We start from the raw sequence: 26,618 nt of genomic DNA, 5'->3' as shown, positions 1-26,618 counted from the left end.
ATGAAGTTTATAATAATAACAGGGCTTTCAGGAGCGGGAAAGAGTGAAGTGCTGAAAGTGCTAGAGGACCAGGGATTCTACTGTATAGCGAACCTTCCACCTGTGCTGCTTAAGGACTTTGTGGAGCTCACAATGAGCAAGAAAAGCGATTTCGAGAATGTGGCGCTTCTTATAAACACCAAAGAGAGTGACGCAATACACAAGTTTTTTGAAAACATAAAAGATCTGAGTGAGTCAGACATAGACTACGAGATACTTTTCCTAGACGCATCTGACAGGGTGCTTACAAAGAGATTTAAGGAGCTTAGAAGGCCACATCCTTTCAGCCCAGACGGAGGCATAGTAAAGGGAATAGAGCTTGAAAGAGAAGAGCTCAAGGGCATAAAGAGCAAGGCAAACCATATAATAGACACGTCGAATATGACGCTTGGAAAACTCAAAGAAGAGGTAACGAAGATATTCTTAGAGGGAAGCAAGTCCGAGAAGCTTTCCATCTCAGTAGTGTCATTCGGATTCAAGAAGGGGATACCTATGGACATAGATTTGCTCTTCGACGTCAGATTTCTTCCCAATCCCTACTATATAGACGAACTCAGACCTCTTACTGGAAACGACAGCGAGGTAAGAGAATATGTCATGGGCTTTGAAGAGTCTAGAGTTTTTTTAGAGAAGCTCAAGGGCATGGTGGAGTATTTGATTCCATACTATATAAAAGAGGGAAAAAGCCAGCTTGTGATAGGCATAGGCTGTACTGGGGGCAAGCACAGATCAGTCACTATAGCCAACGAGCTTAATGAATATCTGCTAGACAAGGAATACAGGGTTACGGTTATACACAGAGAGCAGGAAAAGTAAGGTCAAGAGGAGATAACTATGAAGATTTTAAGGTGGAGAAGGCTGCTTTTCAATATAAAGCACTGGATAGCTCTCGGCGCTCTCGGATTCATTCTCTTTCTGTCCGGAGTGGTGACTTTTTTCTATGGAGTGCAGATACCTTGGAGAAACGACAGGATGTTTTCCTCAACGCTTATAATACTTGGAGTCTTTCTGCTGGGAGTAGCCGGGAGTGGAGGAATAAGGGCATTGCTGAAAATAATCAGAAGCTTCAATAACTACAGGGTGTTCGACAGCAATGCGGTAGATGAGATAATTCACAGAGAGCAGGTGCTTTCAAAGGGACCAAAGATAGTGGTCCTAGGCGGTGGAACAGGGCTTTCTGTACTTTTAAGAGGGCTTAAAAATTACACTTCCAACATAACGGCAATAGTCACTGTGGCAGACGACGGAGGAGGATCAGGAGTTCTCAGAGACGAGATGGGGATGCTCCCGCCAGGAGATATCAGAAACTGCATACTTGCGCTTGCAGACACAGAGCCTACGATGCAGAAGCTTCTAAACCACAGGTTCAAAGAGGGAAGCCTTAAAGGGCAGAGCTTTGGGAATCTCTTTATAGCGGCCATGAATGAGATATACGGAGATTTCAACAAGGCCATAAAAGAGATGAGCAACGTGCTTGCTGTAAAAGGCAAGGTGCTTCCTGTGACGCTTGAAGACATAGAGCTTGTGGCTGAACTTCAGGGAGGCATAAAGGTGAAGGGAGAGTCTGAAATCCCTATAAAGAGCAGAGAGACAGGGAAGAGAATAGAGAGAGTCAGAATAGAGCCGGATCATTCAAAGCCCCTAGATGAAAGCCTCTTTGAAATATCGAATGCAGACTGTATCGTACTGGGGCCTGGAAGCCTCTACACAAGCGTAATACCTAACTTGCTTGTGGAAGGCATGGCCAAGGCTGTAAAAGAGTCGAAGGCTACTAAAGTGTACATAGGGAACGTAATGACACAGCCAGGAGAGACGGATGGATACGGGATATACGACCATGTAGAGGCCGTGCTTGAACACTCCTATGACGATATGATAGACTACGTGATCTCCAATATAGGTGTGATTCCAGAGGAGACTCTTAAGAGGTATAGCGAAGATGGGGCCGAAATGGTTTCTATAACAGAAGAAGACGAGGAGAAGCTGAGAGCAAAGGGAATAGTTCTCGTAAAAGACAAGCTTGTAGAGTCAGACAAAGAGAAGATAAGGCATGACAGCAACGAGTTAAGCCAGATAATAGTGAAAATAGCACTTGCTTCAAGACTAAAGTAAAACGCTGGCGAAAATTCGCCAGCGTTTTTAGTCATTCAGATTTCTGTACTTTTCCATCACAGGGGAAAAGAGTTCAGCCGTAGTAGGAGGCGTATATGTAATTGCATTTGCACCAGCTTCTATTGTTTGAAGTATGGTGTGCTCGTTAGGGCCTCCTGTGGCGATTATGGGCACATCAGGGTATCTGTCTCTTATGCTCTTTACTATGTCTATAGTCCTAGGGCCACCCGATACGTTCAGTATATCCGCCCCTGCTTTCAGCCTGGCATCTATATCTGTATTTTCAGACCCGACAGTCACAACTATGGGAATATCTATTGTTTCGTCTAGCGCACTTATGACGCTGTTCTCAGTGGGAGAGTTTACTACCACACCGAAGGCTCCCTGAAATTCAGCGTGAAGCGCAATGTTGACAGTCCTCTTCCCAGTAGTGGTTCCACCGCCTACACCGCAGAAGACCGGGATATCGGCCGCAGTCATAAGCGCCTGCGTCACCACCAGCTGAGGAGTGAAAGGGTATACGGCTATAACAGCGTCAGCATTTATATTCCTTATTATAGCAACATCTGTAGAGAACACAAGGGATCTGATCAGCTTTCCGTTGACTCTTATGCCAGAACTCTTGTATATAACCTTAGGCACGTAGATCATATTCTTTCTAAGGTAGCTAGATACCTCTGGGATAAAATTCTTTTCCATACAATACCGCCTCTCTTCATAGAATTATAGACCAATTATACAATAAAAACATATTAAAGTATACAAATTATAACATTGTGAGGTTTATAATATGATATAATCAATAAAGACAATACTATGGGAGTGGTCTAAAATTGAGAGAAGAAATAAGCTCTGGAGGGATAGTCATATTTGGCAATGCAATACTACTGCTCAAGAAGTACAACGGAGATTGGGTATTGCCCAAAGGTAGAGTTGAGCCAGGTGAAACCATAGAAGATGCAGCTACAAGAGAAGTGATGGAAGAGACAAGAGTGAAAGCTGAAATTATAACTTATTTAGGATATATAAAGTACAAGTTCAGAAGCATGAAAGAAGAGCACAGGCTTATAAGAAAGACGGTGCACTGGTATCTTATGAAGGCCAAGAACATGAATGCAGTTCCTCAAAGATCTGAGGGATTCGTAGACGTGAAGTTTGTTCATATAGACCGGGCAAAGACGCTTCTCAAGTACAGAGACGAAAAGAAGATAATAGACAGGGCCGTTAGGGCGATAAAGGGGGAGAGCGACTAAGATGCCTTCTTTTTCTACAACAACTAAAGACGAAATATCGAAACTTGAACTAAAATCAAAGTGCTGCCTCAGAGCTGAAATAGCGGCTATAATACAGATGAGTGGAAGCCTTAGCATAAGCGGAGGAGGGATTTCCCTCAAGGTGACAACTGAAAATGCATCCATAGCCAGAAGGATATTCAATCTGCTGAAGGTAATATACGAAGTGCACAGCGACATAGTGGTCAGGAAAAACAGACAGCTCAAGAAAAACAACAGCTACATGATAAATGTAGAGGGGTCTGAAAAGGTGGAGCATATACTTAGGGATATAGAGGTGCTTAGAGACAGAGAAAGCATTTACTACGGACTTAGTAACAGGATATCTCCTAACATAGTCAAGGACAGATGCTGCAAGAGAGCGTATATAAGAGGGGCGTTCCTCGGAGGAGGTTCTATAAGCAACCCTGAGAGGACATACCACTTTGAATTCATAACTAACGACGACGAGTACAGCAAGGACCTTTCTGAGCTTGTGAATTCGTTTGGGCTTAAGTCCAAAGTAGTGACAAGGAAAGACTACTATATAGTCTATATAAAGGAAGGAGAGCAGGTTGTGGATTTGCTCAACATAATGGGAGCCCACAACGCACTTCTAAGGCTTGAAGACATAAGAGTGCTCAAAGAGATGAGAAACAACATAAACAGAATTGTAAACTGCGAAACTGCAAATCTAGCCAAGACGATAAATGCGTCTCTAAGGCAGATAAAGAAGATAGAGTTTATAGACAACACGATGGGGATAGAGAATCTACCTGAAAACCTGAAGGAGATAGCAAGGCTTAGGATTGAAAACCAGGACGCAAGCCTGAAAGAGCTTGGCGAACTGCTGAGCCCGCCTGTGGGTAAGTCCGGAGTGAACCATCGCCTGAGAAAGCTAGAGGAAATAGCTGATGAACTGTCAGAAGGAGGTAAGAGAGTTGATAGAGAAAACTGTTAAAATAGAAAACGAGCTTGGGCTACACGCTAGGCCTGCGGCTCTTTTCGTAAGGGAATGCTCCAAGTACAAGAGCGAGATATATTTAAAGAAAAACGATTTCCAGATAAATGCAAAAAGCATAATGGGAATAATGGCCATGGGCATCTCGGAAGGAGACGAAGTGGAGATAATTGTGGATGGACCCGATGAAGAGAGGGCCATGTCCGAAATAGTGAAAGTGTTGGAGGAGCTTTAAAGATAGTGTGAAAATGCTATCTTTTTTTGATTGAAATAAAGAGGTGATTTTATGGAAAAAGGAAATATGGTTCATCTCCACGTCCATACTTCTTACAGCTTGCTAGACGGATCAGCCAGGATAGGGGATCTGCTAGACAGGACAGCGGAGCTTGGGATGGACTCCATAGCCATAACAGACCACGGGTCTATGTTCGGAGTGGTGGACTTCTACAAGAAGGCCAGAAAAAAAGGCATAAAGCCGATAATAGGATGCGAAGTCTATGTGACCAGCGGAGACAGAAGAGAGAAGACTGTAAAAGGGGAATCCGGCATGTACCACCTTGTGCTGCTAGCAGAGAACCAGGAAGGGTACAAGAACCTCTTGAAGATAGTCTCGGAGGGTTATGTAAGCGGGTTCTACTACAAGCCTAGAGTAGACTATGAAACGCTAAGAGAATATTCCACAGGCATTATAGCTCTTAGTGCATGTCTTGGAGGAGAGGTGCAGAAGTATATCTTGAACGGGCAGCCGGAGACGGCCAAGGAAAAGGCGCTTCTCTACAGAGATATATTCGGGGAGGAAAACTTCTACCTGGAGCTTCAAGACCACTATATAGAGGAGCAGAAGAGGGTAAACCAGGGGCTCATAAGGATTTCAAAGGAAACCGGGATAGAGCTTGTGGCGACCAACGACGTCCACTATATAAGAAAAGAGGATGCAAAGGTTCACGACATACTGCTCTGCATACAGACAGGCAAGACAGAAGGGGAAGAGGACAGGATGAGATTCCCCACAGACGAGTTCTACCTGAAGTCCTACGAGGAGATGGCGAAGCTGTTTCCAGAAAAGTCGCTTCAAAACACTGCAAGGATAAGTGAGAGGTGCAATGTGGAGCTGGACTTTGACACACTCCACCTCCCGGAGTATGAGATTCCGGAAGGCTACGGAAATCATAGCGAGTACTTTAGGCATCTTTGCTACGAGGGGCTTGAAAAGAAGTACTCAGAGATAGATGAAAGCCTTGTGGAAAGGCTGGAGTTCGAGATAAAGACAATAGAGAATATGGGATATGTGGACTACTTCCTCATAGTCTGGGACTTCATAAAGTATGCAAAGGACAACGGAATAATGGTAGGCCCGGGAAGAGGATCAGCGGCGGGAAGTGTCGTGTCCTATGTGCTGGACATAATAGATATAGACCCGCTTAAGTACAATCTGCTCTTCGAGAGGTTTCTGAATCCCGAGAGAGTGAGCATGCCTGATATAGATATAGACTTCTGCTACGAGAGAAGGGAAGAGGTCATAGACTACGTAGTCAGGAAGTATGGCTCAGAGAGAGTCGCACAGATAGTCACATTTGGTACGATGGCGGCAAGAGGGGCCATAAGGGATGTGGGAAGAGCCCTAGATATGGACTACGGCAAGGTGGACAAGATAGCCAAGCAGATACCTATGGAGCTTGGAATGACTATAGACAAGGCGCTAGAGGTCAACAAGGAGCTGAAAGCTGTATACGACAGCGAGCACGACACAAAGGAGCTTATAGACCTGGCCCGAGCAGTGGAAGGGCTTCCAAGGCACACTTCGACTCATGCAGCAGGGGTAGTGATATCCAAGGAAGCTGTCACAGAGTACGTGCCGCTCTCCAGAAACGGGGACAGTATAACTACACAGTTCACCATGACAGAGCTTGAAGAGCTTGGGCTTTTAAAGATGGATTTTCTGGGCCTCAGAACTCTTACTGTCATAAGAGATGCAGTGGAGCTTGTAGAGCGCAACTACGGCAGGAAAGTGGAGCTTGAGAGCATAGGCGAAGACGACAGCGGAGTGTACGAGATGTTCAGCCGTGGGGAGACACTTGGAATATTCCAGTTTGAAAGCCCGGGTATGAGGCAGGTTCTGAAAGAGCTGAAGCCTACTGAGTTCGAGAACATAGTTGCGGCCAATTCGCTCTACAGGCCGGGGCCTATGAGCCAGATACCTAGGTATATAGAGAATAAAGAGAATCCTGAGAGTGTGGAGTATGCACATAAGCTTCTGGAACCAATTCTCAATGTTACCTACGGATGCATGGTGTACCAGGAACAGGTAATGCAGATAGTCCGGGACATAGGAGGCTTCTCTATGGCCAGATCGGACCTTGTGAGAAGGGCCATGGGGAAGAAGAAGATGGACGTCATGGAGGAAGAGCGGAAGAACTTCATATACGGAAAGCTGGACAGTGACGGCAACTGCGAGATAGAGGGCGCGCTCAGGAAAGGTGTAGACGAATCCACCGCCAACCGGATTTATGATGAAATGATAGATTTTGCCAAATATGCGTTCAACAAATCGCATTCGGCGGCGTATGCGCTTGTGGCCTACAGGACTGCGTGGCTAAAGCACTACTACCCTGTGGAATTTATGGCGGCGCTTATCTCAAGCGTCATGGGCAGCTCGGATTCCGTATCGCTGTATATACACGAGTGCAAAAGGCTTGGAATAGATATACTGCCTCCGGACATAAACGAGAGCTATCTCAAGTTCACAGTTGTGGATGGCAAGATAAGATTTGGGCTTTCGGCGGTCAAGAACGTGGGGAAAAATGCCATAGAGGACATGGTCAAAGAAAGACAGCATGGCGGGAAGTACAAGAGCTTTGTGGATTTCTGCAAGCGGGCCGACTCATCAATCAACAAGAGGATGATAGAGAGCCTTATAAAGGCCGGCGCTTTCGACTCTCTTGGGTACAAGAGGGCCCAGCTTATAGCTGTATACGAGAGGATACTAGACGGAGTGCAGAAGGAAAAGAAGAAGAACATAGAAGGGCAGTTCTCGCTCTTTGAGACAGTTGACACTTCAGAGAACAAGAGTCTGGATCTGGACAGCCTTCCAGACATAGAGGAGTTTTCCAAGCAAATAATTCTCTCCATGGAAAAAGAGATGACAGGGATATATATAACTGGGCACCCTCTTTCAGACTACGAGGAGGCTGTAAAGAAGCTCTCTAATATAAACACACACGATATAAACAGCGACGGATCAGAGGAAGGCTCTTTCGACCAAAGGGTCAAAGACGGCAAGAGAGTCAAGATAGCTGGGATAATAAGCGCCAAGAAAAACAAGCTCACCAGAAACAACAACATGATGAGCTTCGTGACTATAGAAGACCTCTTCGGAGACATAGAGGTCGTGGTGTTTCCGGCTGTCTACGAGAGGCACAGAGAGCTCTTGGAAGAGGGCAGGATAGTGCTTGTAGACGGAAAACTCAGCATATCTGAAGATGAGGGCAGAAAGTCCATAATAGCGGAGCGACTGCACGACATAGACGAGGCGTCGAAAGGGCTTAAGAAAGTGTATATAAAACTGCCATACGACAGGGATATAGCTGAAATTGAAAACATAAAATACGTGCTAAAAGACTACCCAGGAGACATACCTGTGTATATATATCTAGAAAAAAATAAGAAAACAGTTAAGGCTTCAAGGGAATTTTGGGTAAATATATCAGAGGAAAGCCTAGAGGAGAGAGTTGAATCTCTCCTTGGAGCAGGCAATATAAAAGTAGTTTAAACCAAGGGGGAATTAGTTTGAAGACAATAGGTGTGCTTACAAGTGGAGGAGATTCGCCGGGAATGAACGCGGCCATAAGGGCTGTGGTGAGATACGGCATATACAGCGGCCTGAAGGTGCTTGGAATAAAAGAGGGATTCAAGGGTCTTATGGAAGGCAAGATAGAGGAGATGGAGCTTTCATCTGTGGCCAATATAATCCAGAGAGGTGGAACTATCCTCAGAAGCGCTAGAAGCGACGAGTTTATGACTGACAGAGGAAAGGAAAAGGCGCTGAACATACTCAAGGTGTTCAACATAGATGGACTTGTAGTCATAGGCGGAGACGGAACTTTCAGAGGAGCGCTGGACCTTAGCAAGCTAGGTGTTCCTGTCATAGGAGTTCCAGGGACGATAGACAACGACCTTGGGTATACAGACTACACTATAGGCTTCGACACAGTTGTAAACACAGTGGTAGACGCCATAGGCAAGATAAGGGATACAACTGAGTCGCACGGAAGGGCCAGTATAATAGAGGTGATGGGAAGAAGGTGCGGAGATATAGCGCTGCAGTCTGGGCTTGCAGGTGGGGCGGACAGCGTAATAGTCCCTGAAGTCGGGCTAGACGAAGTAAATATATGCAAGAAGCTCATAGACTCCAGAAATAGAGGCAAGAGGCACTCTATAATAATATTTGCAGAAGGAGTTGGAGATGTAACGCCTTACGAGCTTGGAGACATTATAAAGAAGAACACGGACATAGACACTAGAGTGACTATACTGGGACATCTGCAAAGAGGAGGAAGTCCTTCTGCCTTTGACAGGACACTTGCCAGTAGGCTGGGAGCCAAGGCAGTGCAGCTTCTACTGGAAGGAGATGCAGGGAAGCTAGTGGGAAGGCGAAACGGAGTGCTTGTAGCAGAGGAAATAGAAATTGGGCTTTCAATGGAAAAGGTATTTGATGAGGAGACCTACAAGCTGACGGACATACTTTCGATTTAAGGGGGATGAAGATGAAAAAGACTAAGATAGTTGCAACTATAGGGCCTGCTTCAGACAGCAGAGAAGTCTTGGCCGAGATAATGAAGAGGGGACTCAATGTGGCGAGGCTTAACTTCTCCCACGGATCTCACCCTGAGCATCTGGCCAGGATGGAGACGATAAAGGCTGTAAGAGAAGAGCTTGAGCTTCCTGTAGCCATAATGCTAGACACCAAGGGGCCAGAGATAAGGACAAGGGACTTTGCGGAAAAGGAAGTAATACTGGAGGACGGTCAGGACTACACTGTGACAACAAGGGACATAGTTGGAGACAACACCATTTGCAGCGTCACCTATGAACATCTGGCAGACGACGTGAAGGTAGGAGACAGGATACTGATAGACGACGGGCTTATAGAGCTTGAGATAGTCAAGATAGAGGGAACAGAGATAAGGTGCAAGGTGAAAAATGGAGGGCCTGTTTCAAACCACAAGGGCGTGAACATCCCCATGGTCAACATAAACTTGCCCGCCGTCACAGAGAGGGATGTATCGGATATAAAATTCGGGATAGCGCAGGAAGTGGACTTCATAGCCGCCTCTTTTGTGAGAAAGGCGCAGGATGTGCTGGACATAAGGAAGGTGCTAGAGGAGAACCACGGCACCGACATACACATAATATCCAAGATAGAGAACCACGAAGGCGTGGAGAATATAGACCAGATAATAGAGGTTTCGGACGGAATAATGGTGGCTAGGGGAGACCTTGGGGTCGAGATTCCGCCTGAAGACGTGCCTATGGTACAGAAGCATATCATAAAGAAATGTAACGAGGCTGGAAAGCCTGTAATCACAGCTACGCAGATGCTGGACTCCATGATAAGGAATCCAAGGCCTACAAGAGCAGAGGTCACTGACGTGGCAAACGCCATACTCGATGGAACAGACGCCATAATGCTCTCTGGCGAGACTGCGATGGGCAAATACCCTGTGGAAGCTGTCACAACCATGAAGAACATAGCTATAAAGACAGAGGACTCCATGAACTACAAGAGGATTCTGAAAGAGAAGTCCATACAGCAGGACTCGAGCATCACAGATGCCATAAGCTTCTCAGCATGTGCCACAGCCCAGAACCTAGGGGCCAAGGCGATACTTTCGCCTACGGCAAGTGGATACACGCCTATAGTGGTTTCGAGCTTCAGGCCTAAGTCGCCTATAATAGCAGCTACAGAGTCTCGAAAAGTGTTCAGAAGGCTTTCGCTTGTATGGGGAGTATACCCTGTAATAGCTACTGAGTCGGATGCCACAGATGACCTGATAGAGCATTCGATAGATGCGTCTATAGACAACGGGTTTATAGGAGACGGCGATCTTATAGTCATAACTACAGGTATACCTGTAGGGGTGGCTGGAAGTACCAATATGATAAAAGTCCAGAGAGTAGGTGAGAGTATACTCAAGGGAACTGGAATAGGAAGGGCACCTATAGATGGAAGGGTATGTAATATATCCACTCTAGAGGACTTCAAGAAAAAGTTCAGGCCAGGAGACATAGTAGTGGCTATGAGCGTAGAAAAGCCTATGGTTAAATACCTTGAAAAAGCCTCGGGGCTTATAACAGAAGAGGGAGGCTACACTTCAAACGGAGCGATAGTCGCGCTCAACATAGGAATACCTGTGATAGTCGGGGTGGAAGACGCCAAGTTGAGGCTTGAAGACGACGAAGTCATAAGAATGGATCCGCTTAAAGGGCTTATATACAAGAATTCTATAAAGGTTTAGAAAGGCTTGCAATTAGATGAATAGAACAGAGATAAGAGTTAGGTACTCCGAGACAGATCAGATGGGCGTTGTATACCATGCAAACTACCTGGCCTGGTTTGAAGTCGGAAGGGTTGAATACCTGAGGGATATAGGGCTTGACTACAGAGCTATGGAGAGCCAGGGAATAATGGTGCCGGTGCTTGAAGTGAACTGCAAGTACCGCCATCCAGCCAAGTATGACGACATAGTGACTGTAGAGACTAGGCTTTCCGAGGTAAAGAGGGCCAAGTTCTACTTTGAGTACATGGTGTTCAGAAAAGAGGACTCCGAGCTGCTTGCAACCGGGAGGACAGAGCATATATTTGTGGACTCAGAGTTCAGGCCTATAAACTTGAAAAAGCAACATCCACAGATGTGGGAAAAATTGAATAGATAACAAAGGCGCAGATTACTCTAGTTGTGGTATACTTAGATAACGGGGGAATTTGCGCCGTTTTTTTTAGTTTAGACACAGGTGGTGAAGGATTTGAAAGAAAAAATAGAATCGTTGAAAGCCGCATTCCCACATACAATTCCAGTCTTCACGGGGTTTACTTTCTTGGGGATAGCATACGGAATACTTATGAACAGCAAGGGATATGGAGTTGGATGGACAGCGCTTATGAGTTTTATTGTATTTACTGGGGCTTCTCAGTACCTTGCAATAACTTTTCTTACAACTGCATTCAATCCGCTTTATGCGCTGCTTATGACGATAATGGTAAGCGCAAGGCATCTATTCTACGGCATTTCGCTGCTAGATAAATTCAAGGGTACAGGAGCTTTAAAGCCCTATCTCATATTCGGGCTTTGCGATGAGACATTCTCGATAGTCCATTCCTCGGAGCCGCCCGAGGGAGTGGATAGAAACTGGTTTATGTTTTTTATAACGGCGCTCAACCACTTTTACTGGGTTGCAGGGTCAGCTCTGGGAGCTTTTCTAGGGAGCATGGTCTCTTTCAGCATAGAGGGACTGGACTTTGTGCTTACAGCCCTATTCGTAGTGACTTTTGTAGAGCAGTGGAAGTCGCAGGAGAACCATATGCCGGCAGTTATAGGCGTGACCTGTTCTGCCCTAAGTCTTTTGGCTTTCGGAAAAGACGGATTTATAATCCCGGCCATGATCTCAATACTTGTCTCACTTACACTGGCTAGAGGCAAAAAGGACAAAGCTGCAAGCGAAAGCGGTGTACTAGAGGAGGGGATAGAGTGAAGCTTACGACTTTTGAAATAGTTGTGATAATAGCTATGGTGGCTTTTGGAACTATGATCACCAGGTTTCTGCCTTTTGCCATATTCAAGGGCAAGAACGCAAGCAATCCCTATATAGACTATTTGGGGAAAGTACTGCCTTATTCGGCAATGGGTCTTCTGGTTGTATACTGCTTGAAGAGCGTGGACTTAAAAGGGCCTTCACACGGAATTCCAGAGGCTGCTTCCATACTCTTCATAGTGCTGCTGCACAATTGGAGGCGGAGCACGCTGCTGAGCATAGGCGGAGGAACTGCAATGTACATGGCACTTGTCCAGACATTGTTTTAAAAAGAAACAGAGCGACTAATCCAAAGTCGCTCTGTTTCTTCCGTTATGCTTGCTTTCATAGAGAAGGCTGTCTGCCCGCTTGACTATGTCTTCTATAGAGTCACCTTCTCTGACAAGAGTGGCACCAAGCGAAATGGTGACACGAAGCTCCTCACCATGCCCTCTGACTGAAGAATTTTCAACCAGCATCCTGATCCTCTCGGCTATAGTCGAGAGCTGCTCCATGTTTACATCAGAAAACACCCCTATAAACTCCTCGCCGCCCCATCTGCCTATAATGTCCTGGCTTCGCTTGGCTCCCCTGTACACTTTTGAAACCACTTTAAGCACCTCGTCTCCAATATCGTGGCCATAATCATCGTTGAAACGCTTGAAGTGGTCTATATCCATAAAAATCACCCCGAAAGGAATCCCCAAAGAGTTAAACTCGTCCATCCTGGACTTAAGAAAACTCTCAGTGTAGCGCCTGTTTGGAAGCTCTGTAAGCTGGTCCTGGTTTGCCAGTATCTTGAGCTGCTCAATGTCTTTCATTATGAGCGCTTCCTTGGAGTTGTCTGTGAAAGTCTCTACAGCTCCGACTACAGTGCCGTTTTCGATTATGGGTATGACTTTTACCGAGACAGAAACCCTGTGTCCGTTTTTATGGTGAAGGTAGACAGATGCAGTTCTGTTTGTATGGTCTTCAAGTGTCTTTTGAAGAGGACATCCTCCGAGGCAGAGCTTGTTCCCATCGTCATCCACGTGGCTTAGTATATTGTCGTAGCAGTATGAGCCTACAACCTCAGCTGCAGAGAAGCCGGTTATGATTTCGGCGCCTCTGTTCCAAAAAGTTAATTTTCTATTTGTGTCCACGTAGTAAATCCCATCTTCCACAGTGTCTAGAAGATTTTTATAAAAATCCTCATTTTTCAATCCAATCCCCCCAATATGTATATGTAATATGATTTTAAACCCAAAAGTAGAAATATACAACTCTAATTGCGTTGATTTAATCATGAGTAAAGGATATAATTTTACAATACAGATCAGGCAAACTGGTTTGAAAAGAGAGCGAGATGATAAATTTGGATAAAGGTTCAAAAGTTAAGTTAAAGATAGTGGATATGACGCATGAGGGCAAAGGAGTGGGCAGAACCGAAGAGGGCCTGGCTGTATTTGTAGACAGAGCCTTAGTGGGAGACACTGTAGAGGCTGAAATAACCAAGATGAAGAAAAACTACGCCGAGGCGAAGATGGTTGAGATAGTTGAGTACTCGAAAGACAGAATAGAGAGCAGGTGTCCTGTATCAGAAAGATGCGGAGGCTGCGAGCTTCAGGAGCTTAAATATGAGAAGCAGCTGGAGATGAAGGAGAAGAAGGTAAAAGACGCCCTTTCAAAGCTTGCAAAAGTAGATGTAGAGGTCGAGAGCATAATTTCAGCTGAAAAGACTGAAAACTATAGAAACAAGGTCAATCTTCACATAGAGAACGGCGACGAGATAAAGATAGGCTACTATGAGCGTGGAAGCCACAGCGTAGTGGACACAGACAGCTGCAATATAAACAGCGAAGTCAGCAGAAAAGTCGCAGATTTAGTTAAAGACTGGCTAGAGGAAAATCATATAGACTGCGTAAGGCATATAGTGGTGAGGGACTCGAAGCAGACTGGAGATACTATGGTTGTAATAGTCACGGCTGCGAAGAAGATGCCTATGATAGAGCTTCTTTCAGACCTGTTGGTGGAGGAAATTCCAGAGGTAAAGACAGTGGTGCAGAATATAAACACGGCGGGTGGAAGCAGTATACTTGGACCTAAGAGCAGAGTGGTGTACGGAGAAGGATATATATACGACTACGTAGGAGAGCACAAGTTCAAGATTTCCCCAGAGACTTTCTTCCAGGTAAATACAGATGGAATGGAGCTTCTCTACAGCAAGGTAATGGAGTATGCGGCGCTTGACGGAAGCGAATGCGTGTACGATATATACTGCGGAATAGGTACTATAACGCTTATGCTTGCGGAAAAGGCCAAGACTGTGTACGGTGTGGAGTATGTGGAGAAGTCTGTGGCCAACGCGATAGAGAATGCGGAGCTGAACAATATTTCCAACGTGGAGTTCTATGCAGGAAAGGCCGAGAGCGTTATGCCGGACCTATATAGAGACGGAAGGAAAGCGGATGTTGTAGTCATAGACCCACCTAGGAAAGGCTGCGAAAAGAAAGTGCTTGAGATTCTAGTCAAGGTAGAGCCAAAGAAAGTTGTCTACGTATCTTGCAATCCTTCCACAATGGCAAGGGATATAGCATTTCTAGTGGAGAACGGGTACAGCGTGCAAAAGGTTCAGCCTGTGGATATGTTCCCAATGAGCTCACATGTTGAAGCCGTAGCCCTACTTACAAAGTAAGTAGAGGCACGTCTCATGCCAGAAATGCCCAAGAACACGAGCGAAGCGAAGAGTGATTGGTGAATTTTACGGTTGAAGCCGTAACACTGCTTGTGAAGGAGTAGAGCGACTGAAGAAGTTTAGAATATAGAATTATTTTAGAGGCATCTGGCTGAAAGGTTAGGTGCCTTTTTCCATGGGTATATATCTATACTATAGACGTTAAGAGTATGAAGACTTATCGGAGGGAGGTATAGATATGAAAAAAATTATGGGACTGCTTCTGCTTTTTGTTACAAGTATAGTGTTGCTGAGCGGCTGCGAGTCATTTAGCGGGACAACTGTCAGCAGAATAATGGAGAATAATGGCTGGATATACTATGTAAATATCAAAGAAGATACGCTCTACAAGATGAAGCCTGACTTTTCGGAAAAGACGAAATTCGAGCCTGGAGTCGCTACTAACTACAGCGTGATCCAAGAAGACACTATATACTATCTTGGCAGAGAAGGCATCAGGAAAATTCAGATAGATGGAACAGGAGAAGTCAAGGTTGTGGATACAGAGGAACAAAATATGTTTGGATTCTATGTTTCAGGGGACTGGATCTACTATCCACTCAAGTCAGGAGAAGTCTACAGAGTAAAGACAGATGGAACTGAAAAGAGCAAGATAGCCCAGATAAATTCTTTCAATGGAAGCATGACGGTTTCAGATGGTTGGATTTACTACGAAGATGGCGAGAATCTGTTCAGGATGAAGACAGACGGAACAGGCGCTGAGAGGATTTCAGAAAGAGTTTGGATATATGAAATAAAAGACGGGCTGATCTACTACGGCGAAGAGTCGAAAAAAGGTGAAATAGTTGGTGCATACAGGATGAAACTGGATGGTTCTGAGAAATCAAAGCTTGTAGAGGGGAATTTCGTAGCTATAGAAGGAAACTGGATGTACTACGGGAAAAAAGACGGATTTTTCAGATCTAAGCTGGACGGAACAGCTGAAGAGAAGCTGAACGAGGAAGAGATGTTCACTATATGCGAGGTTGACGACAAATACATCTACTACATCGAGTACTCGGGTGCAGCCTACAGGATCAACTTGGACGGCAGTGGTAAAGTTAGGATTGAGTAGGGATATTGGAGTATATTAGGATTAAAGAAGATAGATGGATAACTGTTGACTTCAGTTCAAAAATCCAGGGATATATGATAGAATGGACTCAGTTAGGTGTGGTTTTTTTATGTGTCTTTGGAAAAGGAGATGCTCGGAGTGGATAAGCAGATAATGGATATTTTTAAGCAGTTGATTGAAGGTCATTCAAGAATTTAAACGATATCAGAATATTGAAGTCGATAAAGTAAAAAAGGCCTATGTGAAGAAGGTCATTTCGGACAAGAAGATCTGTCGAGGTCTCTTGTCCTTTTTGCATAGTCAGAATAGGCGACTCTGGAAGGGGTGATTGCATGATTAAATCTCAGTGGTATGCCGTGCTGGACTCGAAAGAGGTGAAGAAAGGCAGGCTTACAGGAGCTACAAGGATGTCGCAGAAGCTGGTGTTCTGGAGAGACAGCGGTGGTCAGATCCACTGCATATTCGACAAATGCTGCCACAGAGGGGCAAGTCTTTCGGCTGGGAAGCTGGTGGATGGAGCGGTGGAATGTCCGTTCCACGGATTCCAGTATGAGACTACCGGCAAAGTCGTTCTAATTCCTGCAAACGGAATGAACGCCGAAGTCCCAGACAATTTCAAGGTTAACTCCTATCTGGCTAAAGAGGCATACGGGCTTGTATGGATTTGGTACGGCGAAGACAGAGAGAACGTACCTGAGATTCCGTTTTTTCAGGAGCTGAAGTCGGGATTTTTCTACGGGGGATTTTCTGAAACATGGCCGGTACACTACAGCAGAGCCATAGAGAACCAGCTTGACGTAGTCCATCTGCCGTTTGTGCACAAGACTACAATCGGCAGGGGAAACAGGACGCTAGTGAACGGGCCGGTAGTGAAGTGGCAAGACAATTTGATGACTTTCTACGTAAAGAACCAGACAGACAGAGGACAGAGTCCTGAAAAGCCCGGAGAAATACTGGACTATGAAAAGCTGTTTTCGCTCCAGTTTCAAATGCCCAATCTATGGCAGAACGTTATATCTCCGAACTTCAGGATAGTTGCTATTTTTGCCCCGATAGACGAGGAGAATACACATATATACATCAGGTCGTATAGAAAGGGAAAACTTCCGCTTCTGTTCAATTGGATCTCCGACTTTGTAGGGAATGTGGGAAACAAAGTGATACTGCATCAGGACAGAAGAGTCGTAATCACCCAGATTCCTAAAAAGACCGAGCTGTCTATGAAAGAGAATCTGATTCAAGGAGATTTGCCAATTATAGAGTACAGAAAACGAAGAGAGAAGCTTAAGTCAAAAAGTGAAAGACAAAGAGACTGCTGATGGAGTGAATAGAAAATCAAATTAATTAGTCATGAGTAGGATATATGATTAAAGATTGGGAATCAGGAGGTGAAAATATGACGATTTTGGACAAGATAGAAGCGCTGTCCGATAAATATGAAGACTACATTATAGATATGCGCAGGAGAATCCACTCCAACCCGGAGCTGAGCTTCAGGGAGCATGAAACCAGCAGTCTGGTCATTGGGGAGCTTGAGAAGCTGAATATCCAAACAAGAAGCGGAATAGCGGGGAACGGAGTGCTGGGAGTTCTTCAAGGGCATGAAAAGGGAAAAACGGTGCTTCTCAGGGCGGATATGGACGCGCTCCCCATTCAGGAGGAGCTGGATGTCGAATTCAAGTCCAGAAACCCTGGAGTTATGCACGCCTGCGGCCATGACATCCACACGGCCAATCTGCTGGGCGTAGCGAAAATTCTTTCAGACATAAGACTTGACTTCAAAGGCACCGTCATGTTTATGTTCCAGACAGGAGAGGAAAAGGGCGGCGGATGCAAGAAGATGCTAGATGACGGCTTGCTAGGGAGTAAGTCTGTAGACGCAGCACTGGCGCTCCATGTAATGCCTGTGGAGAGTTGCAAGCTGCTGCTGTCAAAGGGGAACATCACTGCCAACTCCGACGGATTCACCATAAAGATATTTGGCAAAAGCGCCCATGCTTCAAGGCCTCAAGACGGAGTGGACGCCATCCACATTGCCGGACATGTTATAGTGGGGCTGAACTCCATACTGTCCAAGAATGTAGACCCGGGAGTTTCAGCCACTTTTTCCATAGGGAAGATAAAAGGCGGAAGGGCCAATAATATAGTGCCGGACTACGTGGAGCTGACGGGGATGATAAGGGCCGACACGGAGGAGTCTAGGGATGCAATCCGAGAAAACCTGAACTCTATATCTAGGGGGATTGCAGAGAGTTTTGGCGGTCATGCTGAAACAGAAGTACGGGAGGGGTATCCGAGCATAGTTAACGACGAAAAGCTGGTCGATAAAATCAGAGACTTGTTCAGCCGCGACCTAATTGTCATGGGCGAGAGTGTTTCAGAGCATAAGCCCCTGATGACTGCTGACGACTTTGGATACATTTCGCGTATAGTCCCATCTGTATACTATATGGTGGGGACAGGCGACTATGCTCCGCAGCATAGCTCGAAGTTTTTCGTCGATGAAAAATGCATAAAGCTGTGCACAAGGACTATGGCTGCTGGAGCGCTTAGGCTTTTAGATACTATTTAACAAGAAATTTAAAGGAGGAATTACAATGCAAAAAAAATACAATATCAAGACACTTACACCGGAGGAGTTCAAGGACCTTATCGCAAGTGCTGACGACAGTGTGGACAATCAGATAAGGGTTACTGAAGAGGGCGAAATCTACATATCTACAATCGTAGGCGATAGAGATACAGATGGTCTCAGGTTCAGATTTGAGACATTCGAGGCAGGAGAGGGCTATGTGGGAAAAAGCGCGGCATCAGATGATAGGTATCTCGAGGGGATGTACGAAGACTTGAAGCAGTACTGGTACGATGGTAGCCGAGGACTTATAGAGATGTTTTAAGGAGGAATACAAATGATTGAATGGATAGGACGATTCAGCCACGTTCAGCAGGCGTTGCTTGCAACTATGTTCACCTGGGGAGTCACTGCGCTTGGAGCTTCGCTCGTTTTCTTCTTTAAAACTATAAACAAGAAAGTTCTCAATGGAATGCTAGGATTTGCGGCTGGAGTAATGATAGCTGCAAGTTTCTGGTCGCTGCTTGCACCGGGTATAGAGATGGCAGAAGAGCTAGGACAGGTTGCATATATTACAGCGGCGATAGGTTTTTTGTCAGGGGGAGGATTTCTCTACGCAGTAGACAAGTTGCTTCCCCACCTGCATATGGGACTTGATACAAACAAGGCCGAAGGAATAAAGACAAACTGGCAGAGAAGCATACTGCTAGTGTTGGCCATAACTCTTCACAACATACCGGAGGGTCTGGCAGTAGGGGTGGCTTTCGGAGCAGTAGCCTCAGACCTAGGAACAGGCGCCTCACTCGCTGGGGCTGTGGCGCTCGCAATAGGAATAGGGCTTCAGAACTTCCCGGAGGGAGCTGCAGTCTCTATTCCTCTTAGACGAGAGGGATTCAGCAGAAAAAAAGCCTTTCTATATGGGCAGGCTTCGGGGATTGTAGAGCCTATATCCGGCGTTGTAGGTGCCTATGCGGTCATAAAGATGCAGCATATACTGCCTTATGCGCTGGCGTTTGCGGCAGGAGCTATGATATACGTAGTGGTGGAAGAACTTATTCCAGAGGCACAGAGAGAAGAGGGTGGATCTAAGACGGACATCGCCACTCTGGGATGTCTGTTCGGATTTACAGTGATGATGATTCTAGACGTGGCGCTTGGATAGAAAAAAGAGGGATAATCTTAAGGTTCAAACTCTAGATACTCTGTATCTTGGAAGACATTAGAGCAAAAGTTGTGATTCGGTGAGATGAAATTAAAAAAATATGATTTAAATAAACTGAGCTTTCTGATACTATGACTATAGTAGGGATTGTAAAAAGGCTATATATAATGTCCCTACATTCAAAAAGGAGGAATGACTATGTCATTAACTGTATTCAGGGGAACAGCGAAATTAATGGAAGGTATGGCTGTAGAGTGCCAATCAGGAGACCACAGGTTTGTGCTAGACGAGCCTAAGGAATTAGGTGGATCAGATACAGGAATGAATCCAATAGCAGCAACGCTGTGCGCGCTAGGTGCATGTCAAGCTATTGTAGCATCTTGCTATGCAAAGGCAAAAGGAATAGAACTAGAAGAGTACTGGGTTGAAGTTGAAGGGGATTTAGATGTTCGTGGATTCCAAGGAGATAAGACAGTGAAGCCTGGAATTCAAGCAATAAGATGTAAATCTCATGTCAAAGCCAAAAACTCAAGAGCAGAAATAGAGGAATTTGTAAAGTTTGTAGAAGAAACTTGCCCTGTCGGAGATACTATAAAGAATTCGGCGTCAATATCTTCTGAAATTGTTATAGAAGGCTAAAATTACTCTTAAGTTTAAAATACTATACAGAATTTAAAACAAGGCTTGATTTCTCGACTAATAGTTCGAAGGGATCAGGCCTTTAATTTTCAAAACTTGCAGACCATATGGGACTATAAAAGTGTCTTATATGGAGATTGGGGTATAATAACAATTAAAGATACTAGAAAGGGGTGCATTTCTTATGAGTAGATTAAAAAACGAAGAATGGAAAATGGTGCTGGACTTCTGGTTTGATCCAGATAACCGTCCTTACTGGTTCAAAAAAAGTGAAGATTTCGACAGGCAGATATACGACAATTTCTATGAGATATGGAAAAGAGGATGCCAGGGGCTTCTTTCAAGCTGGAGAGAGAGCCTTGAAGGTAGGTTGGCGGAAATAATAGTACTAGATCAGTTCTCTAGGAACCTATGCAGAGGAAAAGCAGGTGCATTTACTCAGGACACTATGGCATTGGTGCTGTCTCAGGAGGCTATAGTCCATCCAGGATTTCCTGAACTGTCGGAGGAATCAAGGAAATTTATACTTATGCCGTTTATGCATTCCGAGTCATCCAAAATACATGAACAGGCAGTTACTTTGTTTGAAAAATATGCCGACAGGGAAACACTAGACTATGAATACCGTCACAAGGAAATACTGGACAGATTCGGCAGATATCCTCATAGGAACGAGGCTTTAAACCGTAAGTCCACTGAAGAAGAGCTCAAATTCTTGGAGCTGCCAGGCAGTGGTTTTTAGAGATACTTGTCCTATACAGGGGGGAGTCAATGCAAAAGAGTAGAGATAACAGGAAGATTAGTAGACGCTTGCTTTACGCTATAATAATTTTAATTGTGGGGCAGGCCATATATCATAATATTATGCTGAAAGTTGAATCGATTAGGATTGAGCCTTTAGGCAAAATGGTTGTTGTGAATGGACACGATATGCATGTTTACTCTGAAGGGAAAAGAGGCAAGCCAACGCTAGTATTTTTATCGGGATCAGGAACTGCTGCACCTATTTATGACTTCAAAGCTATATACTCTAAATTTTCAATTGACTACAGAACGGCAGTAGTGGAACGATCTGGCTACGGCTATTCAGAAACAAGCGGATTGTCACGAGACTTAGATAAGGTGCTAGAAGAAACACGAAAGGCGCTTTCACTAGCTGGTGAAGAAGCTCCTTATATTCTAGTCCCACATTCTATGTCAGGCATAGAGTCATTGTATTGGGCACAAAAATATCCTGATGAGGTCAAGGGAATTATTGGACTGGACATGTCTGTGCCAGAGGCAGCAGACAATATAAGAGTCCTTCCAATTGCGAATTCTGTCATGAAGATGGCACGACTTATAGGATTACAACGTGTTCCATTTATCTATCCAGTTGAATACATAGGTTTGACACCTTTGGAAATGGATCAGGCCAGATATTTGACAAATAGAAACGCATTCAATATAGACATGAGAAATGAAACTTCAGCTATGTTGAAAAACTTTGACCGAATTGAATACAATATGATAAAAGAAGTTCCAATTCTAAACTTTGTATCTAGTGACGAAGAAAGCAGAGAAGAGATAAGCGAATTTTCCGAACTTGTTAAATGCAGACTTATATATTTGGAAGCAGGACATTATGTTCATCAATTTGAGGCAGATACTATTTATAGGGAAGGTAAAACTTTCATAGAAAGTCTTGCTCAAAGACAATAGACTTTGCTTAAACAAGAGGAGCTACTGTTTGAGTGTCAAAGAAAGCATAAACAAAATAGAACTCAATTCTATTTTCAGACTTCCTAAATCCAAATTCCATCTCGTGCAGATTGAGAATCATTCTAGTGATTGCAAGACCAAGTCCTGTTCCACCCATTTTTCTACTTCTAGACTTATCTGATTTATAGAATCTGTCATATAGCTTCTCCAAGTCTATTGAGTCGATGTTTTCGACTTCATTGGAAATTGAAACTTTGAGCAATTCACCACAGTTCACAGTTTCAATCCATATGTTTTGGCTGTCAGGAGTATATTTAAAAGCATTTGATATTACATTCATCAGAACCTGGCTCATTTTCTCCCTGTCCGCAGTTATAGTGCCTTTATCAGCTAAGTTGCAGTGCAACTTCAAATTTTTATCTTCAAAGATCGCAAAGAGTCTGTCAATGACTTCCAATATGTCCTCGTTTATGTCGTATTGATCCAGACTCATCTTGTAAGTCAAAGATTCCAACTTTGAAAGCTCAAGCAAATCATCTATCAGCTTATTCATCTTGCGCTGCTCCTCAAGAATAACAGCCATATACTTGTCAAACTTGTCGTCGAAATGATATTTATCAACTATTCTCTCCCCATATGCCTGAATTATACTAAGTGGTGTCCTTAGTTCGTGGGATGCATCTGCTACAAAGTTCTTTCTGGCTTGCTCAAGCTGCTTCTCTTTTTCAAGCTCGTTTAAAAGCATTCTGTTGCTGTACTCTATTTCCTGGATTGTAGACTCAAGTCTGTCGGCCATGAGGTTGAAGTCTTCCGAAAGCATTCCAATCTCATCTTTAGATTTTATCAGTATGCGTTCAGAAAAGTCTAGATTAGCCATTTTAGAAGAAGTATTCCGTATTTCCAGTATCGGTCTGACTATCAACTTAGTTATTACAAGAGATATTATAAAGTTGAGAAATACAGCCACTATAATCACATATTTCATGAACTCTGGCATGAAAGACAAGAGCTCGTTTATAGGCTGGGTTGTGAAAATAGAGTAAACAGTAAATTTTCCATGACTTATTTTGACCAGATAATTGTCTATTCCTGTCGCGTTGTCTGTGTATAGAATTACTTTTTTAGAATTTTTTTCATATTTATCTATCAAGTAGAGGAGAGTCTCCTGCCTGTATATGTATCCAGAATCATACTTAGGCATATCATAAGAGACTATCTTACCTCTAACCGTCTCTAGGTCTTGCCATTCCTCGAGCTGATCAATCTCTTCGTCAGACTCCAGCTTCTTTCCATCCAATTCACTCAGGTATATTGCTATAAACTTATCGTTTTCCCAAAATCCACGGAACCCTATGTCAAGTCCTGTATTCAACTTAACACCTTTATCTAGCATGTCGACTATGGGGTAGTAGAGATCTACCAATAGACTTTGCCCATCACTATCCAATGTTGCTATGAAATTATCAGTTGGATATAAGAGCTCATTGTCAGGCGTTTCAACTATAAGAGGGCTGCTGTTCTGGTCCGAAAAAGCCTTCATTCGATCTAAAAGCAGTTCCTTATCATAGATTTTAGATCCAAGGTTTTGATCTTTGAATACGACCATCTGCTCCTTTAGGTTCTTTATTTTCTTACTCCTATAATATGGCTCAAAATAGTATGCAGAGCCTACAAGTATTATACCTATAAGCAGTGTGAAGGTTATAAGTATCACAGTGAAAAGTTTGCCCTTTATTCCAAAATATCTCATATATCTAGCTCTAACTTATAACCGACTCTCAGTACGGTCTTGATATTCGGAGAATAGTCTTTCAGCTTTTTTCGAATCTTTTTTATATGTGCGTCTACAATTCTACCATCTCCGAAGTAGTCTTCACCCCATATAGTATCGAGAAGATAGTCTCTCGTCAGCACGCTCCCTTGATTTTCCATTAGCTGCTTTAATACTTCATACTCTCTTGTTGTTAGGTTCAAGTTTTCTCCTCTCAGCTTAGCGGTATATGATCTTCTTTCTACGACTAGATCACCTAGTTTCAAAATGTCGGGATTTGCACCGACTGTACCATTTGCTCTTTTCAACAAGCTTTTCACTCTTGCATTCAGTACTTTAGGGCTGAATGGTTTTGTGACATAGTCGTCCGCTCCAAGTTCGAATCCCATTAGCTTGTCATCGTCGTCGGATCTAGCGGTTATTATTATAATAGGTACGTCTGAACAGTTCCTAAGCTTCTTACAAACGCTCCAGCCGTCAATTTCTGGCATCATTATATCGATTATTGCAAGGTCGATACTGTACTTATCAAAAAGTACAATTGCCTCTCTACCGTTTTCGGCCTGAACAACTTCGTGACCATCATCTTCTAGATACTCTGCAACTATCTCTCTTATTCTGTCCTCATCTTCTGCAATCATTATCCTCTTTCCCATATTATCACCTCTTCTTTTTGATACTATAACTATAATATCATAATTATGCTGGTAAAAAGAAAAGCAGCCCTGTAGTTTAGAGCTGCAACTTTGACCTATCTAGCTTCTATTTCATAACTCTCCGACTCATAGAATGTGCTCAGCTTATCCTCGATTTGCTGGGCTTTTTCAAAGTCTTCATTCTCGTATGCGCTGTTCAGTTCTTTTAATAGAGATCTGATATCAGCTTTTTGCTCTTCCGTTATAGTGTCCGCAAGCCCTGTATAGTCCAGATAAGATCTGAACTGATATTCTTCAATGTCTATGACGCTATAAAGGTCTTCGTATAGTTTAGATATTTCCTCATATATACTATCTATCTCAGCAGATATTTTCTTTACTTTAGCCTTGTCACTCTCGTTTAAGTATCTGTATTGCCAGTCATCATTCCATTCGTAGTTTTCATAGTCTTGATAGTTTTCGTATATTTGGTTCCATATCTCGTCAGCCTTTTCGTAATTCTCTGCTTTTTCGGCCAAGGTAATTTCGTCGAATAGCTTTCTAAGCTCTGACCTCTGCTCATCTGTTATAGCCTTTCCTAGGCCTAGATTTTGTATAAGCTCTTCGAACTCGTAGTCTTTTTGCTTGTCTGAATCCGTATATTCAGTGTATATCCTATCCCAAATCTCTCCAGACTTGTCATAGTCACCGGATTCTTCTGCCTTTAAAGCTTGATTGAAGAGGTTGCTTAGTTCATCTTTCTTGTCTTGGGTTATGCCCTCACTCACGCCAAGGCTGTCTAGAAGCTGTCTGAACTGTACATCTTCGTTATACATGATTTTTTCCATTTCCTCATGCTTGTCATAGATCTTTGAATTCATATTCTCTATGCTTCTCAGCATGATTTCAGCTTTCTTTTTCTGTGAAAGGTCTTTTATCTCGGATATAAGCTGACTCATAACTGGATCTAGCACCTCATCGATATAGATATCTGTAGAGCCTTCTTCTATGGCTTGAGTTGATAGCACCCCATCCACAGCTAGAGCTTCTGCAAACCCAACTGTACTTGAAAGCACAACTGATCCCAAAATTGCACTTCCTACAACTTTTTTGAACTTTCTATTTAGCATATTAATTCCCCCCGGATATATTATTTTACTTCTAACTCAATTATACCCTGGACGTATGAATTTCATATGAATTTAGAAAGATTTTTATAATAAAGGAAAAAAAGAGAGCATACGCTTAAAAACTAAAAATCCAGGGAATCGGATTCAGTAGCTAGATGTAGAAGTGCCTGGAATAGAAGTAATATCAGAGTACTTAGTTTTGAGATGTTGATTGTGGATATGTTTGGTTTTTTTTACTGTGAATTGGGTATAGTGAGATTGATAGATAGAATTTTAAGGGGATTACTAAATGGAAAAAATACACACTAAATTATACTTGTTATGGGTCATGGTCTCAACTATTGCTTGCGTTTTTTTACTGAGAGCTCTCTATCCCGACTATGAAAACAATGAATTTCCACTATTTACAGATATCACACTTGTGATATTTCTACCTTCGCTTTTCATATTTTCATCAATACTGCTACACTTGCTGACCGTTATATTAGGCAATGTGGTAAGTGTAAGCTATAGACAAAGTCTAATCATACAAATTGCGTTTATGATAATGACATTTTTATTTTCACTAAGTTTTATGGAGTTTAGTTTGGGAATAAAGCTAGCAGTTTCATCGCTATCTTTTATTGTCGCGATACCTCATTTTATGATAACAAAAGCGCTGTATCAAAAAATGAAGCATTGAGGGGGGAGGTAGCTTGAATCCATTAGGAGTGATTTTCGATTTAATATTTAAAGGGGTTGAGAAAGTTACTATGAAATCTTGGTTTAAGCTAGGCTCAATTTTAAGTCTGATAATTGCAGTAGGTGTTTTTTTAGCTAGAAATATATTATTCCAAAGCAATGGAACATTTGTTTTAGTTATGCTTATGGCCAGTGCTTCAAGTATAGCACTGAGTGTTTTGACTCATAATACTAAATTTATAAAAATAATGATTTTTACAAGTGTTATAGTCATACTCTCTATTCCGCTTATCATGACTTTCATTCGCCAATAATATTACTGAAATACATGTCAAGAAAGAGGAGGGGAAATCTGTGACCAACATGCT

At 43.4% G+C, this 26,618-nt stretch carries 26 protein-coding genes; 21 read left to right on the top strand and 5 right to left on the bottom strand.

Annotated elements, in window-relative coordinates:
* Together rapZ and EUAN_RS07340 are read left to right on the top strand one after the other, a co-directional pair.
* Complete coding sequence (gene rapZ, locus EUAN_RS07345) at positions 1 to 855, top strand: RNase adapter RapZ (RefSeq protein WP_071063266.1); 855 nt, start codon at positions 1 to 3, stop codon at positions 853 to 855.
* A gap of 18 nt (positions 856 to 873) precedes the next feature.
* Complete coding sequence (locus EUAN_RS07340) at positions 874 to 2,151, top strand: YvcK family protein (protein ID WP_071063264.1); 1,278 nt, start codon at positions 874 to 876, stop codon at positions 2,149 to 2,151.
* Between the two features lie 27 nt (positions 2,152 to 2,178).
* On the opposite strand, the gene EUAN_RS07335 is transcribed toward EUAN_RS07340, so the two are convergent.
* Positions 2,179 to 2,850 carry a beta/alpha barrel domain-containing protein gene (locus EUAN_RS07335; RefSeq protein ID WP_071063262.1) on the bottom strand — a complete coding sequence of 224 codons (672 nt, stop codon included), beginning with the start codon at positions 2,848 to 2,850 and terminating at the stop codon, positions 2,179 to 2,181.
* 134 nt (positions 2,851 to 2,984) lie between these two features.
* Here EUAN_RS07335 and EUAN_RS07330 point away from each other — a divergent pair, with 134 nt between their 5' ends.
* The 9 genes from EUAN_RS07330 to EUAN_RS07290 all read left to right on the top strand — a co-directional run bounded on the left by EUAN_RS07330 (position 2,985) and on the right by EUAN_RS07290 (position 12,461).
* Positions 2,985 to 3,404: an NUDIX hydrolase gene (locus EUAN_RS07330; protein ID WP_071063260.1), complete on the top strand. Its 420-nt coding sequence runs from the start codon at positions 2,985 to 2,987 to the stop codon at positions 3,402 to 3,404.
* A gap of 1 nt (position 3,405) precedes the next feature.
* On the top strand, positions 3,406 to 4,383 hold the full coding sequence (gene whiA / locus EUAN_RS07325) for a DNA-binding protein WhiA (protein WP_071063259.1): 978 nt from the start codon (positions 3,406 to 3,408) through the stop codon (positions 4,381 to 4,383).
* The gene (locus EUAN_RS07320; RefSeq protein WP_071063257.1) at positions 4,364 to 4,618 is read left to right on the top strand and encodes an HPr family phosphocarrier protein; all 255 of its coding nucleotides are present in this window, start codon (positions 4,364 to 4,366) and stop codon (positions 4,616 to 4,618) included. The genes whiA and EUAN_RS07320 overlap by 20 nt, the downstream gene beginning before the upstream one ends.
* 51 nt (positions 4,619 to 4,669) lie before the next feature.
* A complete protein-coding gene (locus EUAN_RS07315; protein WP_071063255.1) occupies positions 4,670 to 8,152 on the top strand; it encodes a DNA polymerase III subunit alpha in 3,483 nt (1,160 codons plus the stop codon).
* A gap of 17 nt (positions 8,153 to 8,169) precedes the next feature.
* Positions 8,170 to 9,135 (top strand): 6-phosphofructokinase, encoded by a 966-nt coding sequence (gene pfkA, locus EUAN_RS07310; protein WP_071063253.1) that lies wholly within the window; start codon positions 8,170 to 8,172, stop codon positions 9,133 to 9,135.
* A gap of 11 nt (positions 9,136 to 9,146) precedes the next feature.
* Entirely contained in the window at positions 9,147 to 10,898 is a 1,752-nt protein-coding gene (gene pyk / locus EUAN_RS07305; protein WP_071063251.1) for a pyruvate kinase, read from the top strand.
* Between the two features lie 16 nt (positions 10,899 to 10,914).
* Positions 10,915 to 11,316: an acyl-CoA thioesterase gene (locus EUAN_RS07300; RefSeq protein ID WP_071063250.1), complete on the top strand. Its 402-nt coding sequence runs from the start codon at positions 10,915 to 10,917 to the stop codon at positions 11,314 to 11,316.
* Positions 11,317 to 11,406: 90 nt separating this feature from the next.
* Positions 11,407 to 12,132, top strand: coding sequence for an AzlC family ABC transporter permease (locus EUAN_RS07295; RefSeq protein WP_071063248.1), 726 nt, complete (start codon positions 11,407 to 11,409; stop codon positions 12,130 to 12,132).
* Positions 12,129 to 12,461 (top strand): branched-chain amino acid transporter permease, encoded by a 333-nt coding sequence (locus EUAN_RS07290; protein ID WP_071063246.1) that lies wholly within the window; start codon positions 12,129 to 12,131, stop codon positions 12,459 to 12,461. Before EUAN_RS07295 ends, EUAN_RS07290 begins: the two co-directional genes overlap by 4 nt.
* 15 nt (positions 12,462 to 12,476) lie before the next feature.
* Here the strand turns inward: EUAN_RS07290 and EUAN_RS07285 are convergent, their stop codons facing one another.
* A complete protein-coding gene (locus EUAN_RS07285; RefSeq protein WP_071063244.1) occupies positions 12,477 to 13,373 on the bottom strand; it encodes a sensor domain-containing diguanylate cyclase in 897 nt (298 codons plus the stop codon).
* A gap of 143 nt (positions 13,374 to 13,516) precedes the next feature.
* Here EUAN_RS07285 and rlmD point away from each other — a divergent pair, with 143 nt between their 5' ends.
* The 9 genes from rlmD to EUAN_RS07240 all read left to right on the top strand — a co-directional run bounded on the left by rlmD (position 13,517) and on the right by EUAN_RS07240 (position 22,033).
* Positions 13,517 to 14,845: a 23S rRNA (uracil(1939)-C(5))-methyltransferase RlmD gene (rlmD, locus tag EUAN_RS07280; protein WP_071063242.1), complete on the top strand. Its 1,329-nt coding sequence runs from the start codon at positions 13,517 to 13,519 to the stop codon at positions 14,843 to 14,845.
* A 238-nt stretch (positions 14,846 to 15,083) separates the two neighbouring features.
* Positions 15,084 to 15,959, top strand: coding sequence for a DUF5050 domain-containing protein (locus tag EUAN_RS07275; RefSeq protein ID WP_071063240.1), 876 nt, complete (start codon positions 15,084 to 15,086; stop codon positions 15,957 to 15,959).
* Positions 15,960 to 16,291: 332 nt separating this feature from the next.
* Positions 16,292 to 17,278 (top strand): aromatic ring-hydroxylating oxygenase subunit alpha, encoded by a 987-nt coding sequence (locus EUAN_RS07270; protein ID WP_071063238.1) that lies wholly within the window; start codon positions 16,292 to 16,294, stop codon positions 17,276 to 17,278.
* A gap of 77 nt (positions 17,279 to 17,355) precedes the next feature.
* Positions 17,356 to 18,531 carry a M20 metallopeptidase family protein gene (locus EUAN_RS07265; protein WP_071063236.1) on the top strand — a complete coding sequence of 392 codons (1,176 nt, stop codon included), beginning with the start codon at positions 17,356 to 17,358 and terminating at the stop codon, positions 18,529 to 18,531.
* Between the two features lie 25 nt (positions 18,532 to 18,556).
* Complete coding sequence (locus EUAN_RS07260) at positions 18,557 to 18,856, top strand: hypothetical protein (protein WP_071063234.1); 300 nt, start codon at positions 18,557 to 18,559, stop codon at positions 18,854 to 18,856.
* Positions 18,857 to 18,868: 12 nt separating this feature from the next.
* The gene (locus EUAN_RS07255) at positions 18,869 to 19,693 is read left to right on the top strand and encodes a ZIP family metal transporter (RefSeq protein ID WP_071063231.1); all 825 of its coding nucleotides are present in this window, start codon (positions 18,869 to 18,871) and stop codon (positions 19,691 to 19,693) included.
* 198 nt (positions 19,694 to 19,891) lie between these two features.
* Positions 19,892 to 20,332 carry an OsmC family protein gene (locus EUAN_RS07250; protein WP_071063229.1) on the top strand — a complete coding sequence of 147 codons (441 nt, stop codon included), beginning with the start codon at positions 19,892 to 19,894 and terminating at the stop codon, positions 20,330 to 20,332.
* A 184-nt stretch (positions 20,333 to 20,516) separates the two neighbouring features.
* Entirely contained in the window at positions 20,517 to 21,074 is a 558-nt protein-coding gene (locus tag EUAN_RS07245) for a DUF924 family protein (RefSeq protein WP_071063227.1), read from the top strand.
* Between the two features lie 29 nt (positions 21,075 to 21,103).
* Entirely contained in the window at positions 21,104 to 22,033 is a 930-nt protein-coding gene (locus EUAN_RS07240; RefSeq protein WP_071063225.1) for an alpha/beta fold hydrolase, read from the top strand.
* A gap of 7 nt (positions 22,034 to 22,040) precedes the next feature.
* On the opposite strand, the gene EUAN_RS07235 is transcribed toward EUAN_RS07240, so the two are convergent.
* The 3 genes from EUAN_RS07235 to EUAN_RS07225 form a co-directional block, all read right to left on the bottom strand.
* Positions 22,041 to 23,783 (bottom strand): HAMP domain-containing sensor histidine kinase, encoded by a 1,743-nt coding sequence (locus EUAN_RS07235; RefSeq protein ID WP_071063223.1) that lies wholly within the window; start codon positions 23,781 to 23,783, stop codon positions 22,041 to 22,043.
* Entirely contained in the window at positions 23,780 to 24,460 is a 681-nt protein-coding gene (locus EUAN_RS07230; protein ID WP_071063221.1) for a response regulator transcription factor, read from the bottom strand. The genes EUAN_RS07235 and EUAN_RS07230 overlap by 4 nt, the downstream gene beginning before the upstream one ends.
* A 95-nt stretch (positions 24,461 to 24,555) precedes the next feature.
* Entirely contained in the window at positions 24,556 to 25,569 is a 1,014-nt protein-coding gene (locus EUAN_RS07225; protein WP_071063219.1) for a hypothetical protein, read from the bottom strand.
* 695 nt (positions 25,570 to 26,264) lie between these two features.
* Between EUAN_RS07225 and EUAN_RS07215 the strand changes: the two genes are divergently transcribed.
* The gene (locus EUAN_RS07215; protein ID WP_071063215.1) at positions 26,265 to 26,564 is read left to right on the top strand and encodes a hypothetical protein; all 300 of its coding nucleotides are present in this window, start codon (positions 26,265 to 26,267) and stop codon (positions 26,562 to 26,564) included.
* The last annotated feature ends 54 nt before the right edge of the window (positions 26,565 to 26,618 follow it).

It is taken from the genome of Andreesenia angusta (genome assembly GCF_001855385.1).
GTDB lineage: Bacteria > Bacillota > Clostridia > Tissierellales > Gottschalkiaceae > Andreesenia > Andreesenia angusta.
The sequence above is the reverse complement of the archived record's forward strand: the minus strand, read 5'-3'. Positions and strand labels throughout refer to the sequence as shown.

Bases quoted from the DNA above. Each gene is read 5' to 3' on its own strand.
- EUAN_RS07235 (WP_071063223.1), bottom strand. From the start codon at position 23,783: ATGAGATATTTTGGAATAAAGGGCAAACTTTTCACTGTGATACTTATA.
- EUAN_RS07265 (WP_071063236.1), top strand. From the start codon at position 17,356: ATGACGATTTTGGACAAGATAGAAGCGCTGTCCGATAAATATGAAGAC.
- EUAN_RS07225 (WP_071063219.1), bottom strand. From the start codon at position 25,569: ATGCTAAATAGAAAGTTCAAAAAAGTTGTAGGAAGTGCAATTTTGGGA.
- EUAN_RS07275 (WP_071063240.1), top strand. From the start codon at position 15,084: ATGAAAAAAATTATGGGACTGCTTCTGCTTTTTGTTACAAGTATAGTG.
- EUAN_RS07240 (WP_071063225.1), top strand. From the start codon at position 21,104: ATGCAAAAGAGTAGAGATAACAGGAAGATTAGTAGACGCTTGCTTTAC.
- EUAN_RS07270 (WP_071063238.1), top strand. From the start codon at position 16,292: ATGATTAAATCTCAGTGGTATGCCGTGCTGGACTCGAAAGAGGTGAAG.
- EUAN_RS07250 (WP_071063229.1), top strand. From the start codon at position 19,892: ATGTCATTAACTGTATTCAGGGGAACAGCGAAATTAATGGAAGGTATG.
- rlmD (WP_071063242.1), top strand. From the start codon at position 13,517: ATGATAAATTTGGATAAAGGTTCAAAAGTTAAGTTAAAGATAGTGGAT.
- EUAN_RS07335 (WP_071063262.1), bottom strand. From the start codon at position 2,850: ATGGAAAAGAATTTTATCCCAGAGGTATCTAGCTACCTTAGAAAGAAT.
- EUAN_RS07230 (WP_071063221.1), bottom strand. From the start codon at position 24,460: ATGGGAAAGAGGATAATGATTGCAGAAGATGAGGACAGAATAAGAGAG.
- EUAN_RS07340 (WP_071063264.1), top strand. From the start codon at position 874: ATGAAGATTTTAAGGTGGAGAAGGCTGCTTTTCAATATAAAGCACTGG.
- EUAN_RS07260 (WP_071063234.1), top strand. From the start codon at position 18,557: ATGCAAAAAAAATACAATATCAAGACACTTACACCGGAGGAGTTCAAG.
- EUAN_RS07255 (WP_071063231.1), top strand. From the start codon at position 18,869: ATGATTGAATGGATAGGACGATTCAGCCACGTTCAGCAGGCGTTGCTT.
- EUAN_RS07315 (WP_071063255.1), top strand. From the start codon at position 4,670: ATGGAAAAAGGAAATATGGTTCATCTCCACGTCCATACTTCTTACAGC.
- pyk (WP_071063251.1), top strand. From the start codon at position 9,147: ATGAAAAAGACTAAGATAGTTGCAACTATAGGGCCTGCTTCAGACAGC.
- EUAN_RS07245 (WP_071063227.1), top strand. From the start codon at position 20,517: ATGAGTAGATTAAAAAACGAAGAATGGAAAATGGTGCTGGACTTCTGG.
- rapZ (WP_071063266.1), top strand. From the start codon at position 1: ATGAAGTTTATAATAATAACAGGGCTTTCAGGAGCGGGAAAGAGTGAA.
- EUAN_RS07300 (WP_071063250.1), top strand. From the start codon at position 10,915: ATGAATAGAACAGAGATAAGAGTTAGGTACTCCGAGACAGATCAGATG.
- whiA (WP_071063259.1), top strand. From the start codon at position 3,406: ATGCCTTCTTTTTCTACAACAACTAAAGACGAAATATCGAAACTTGAA.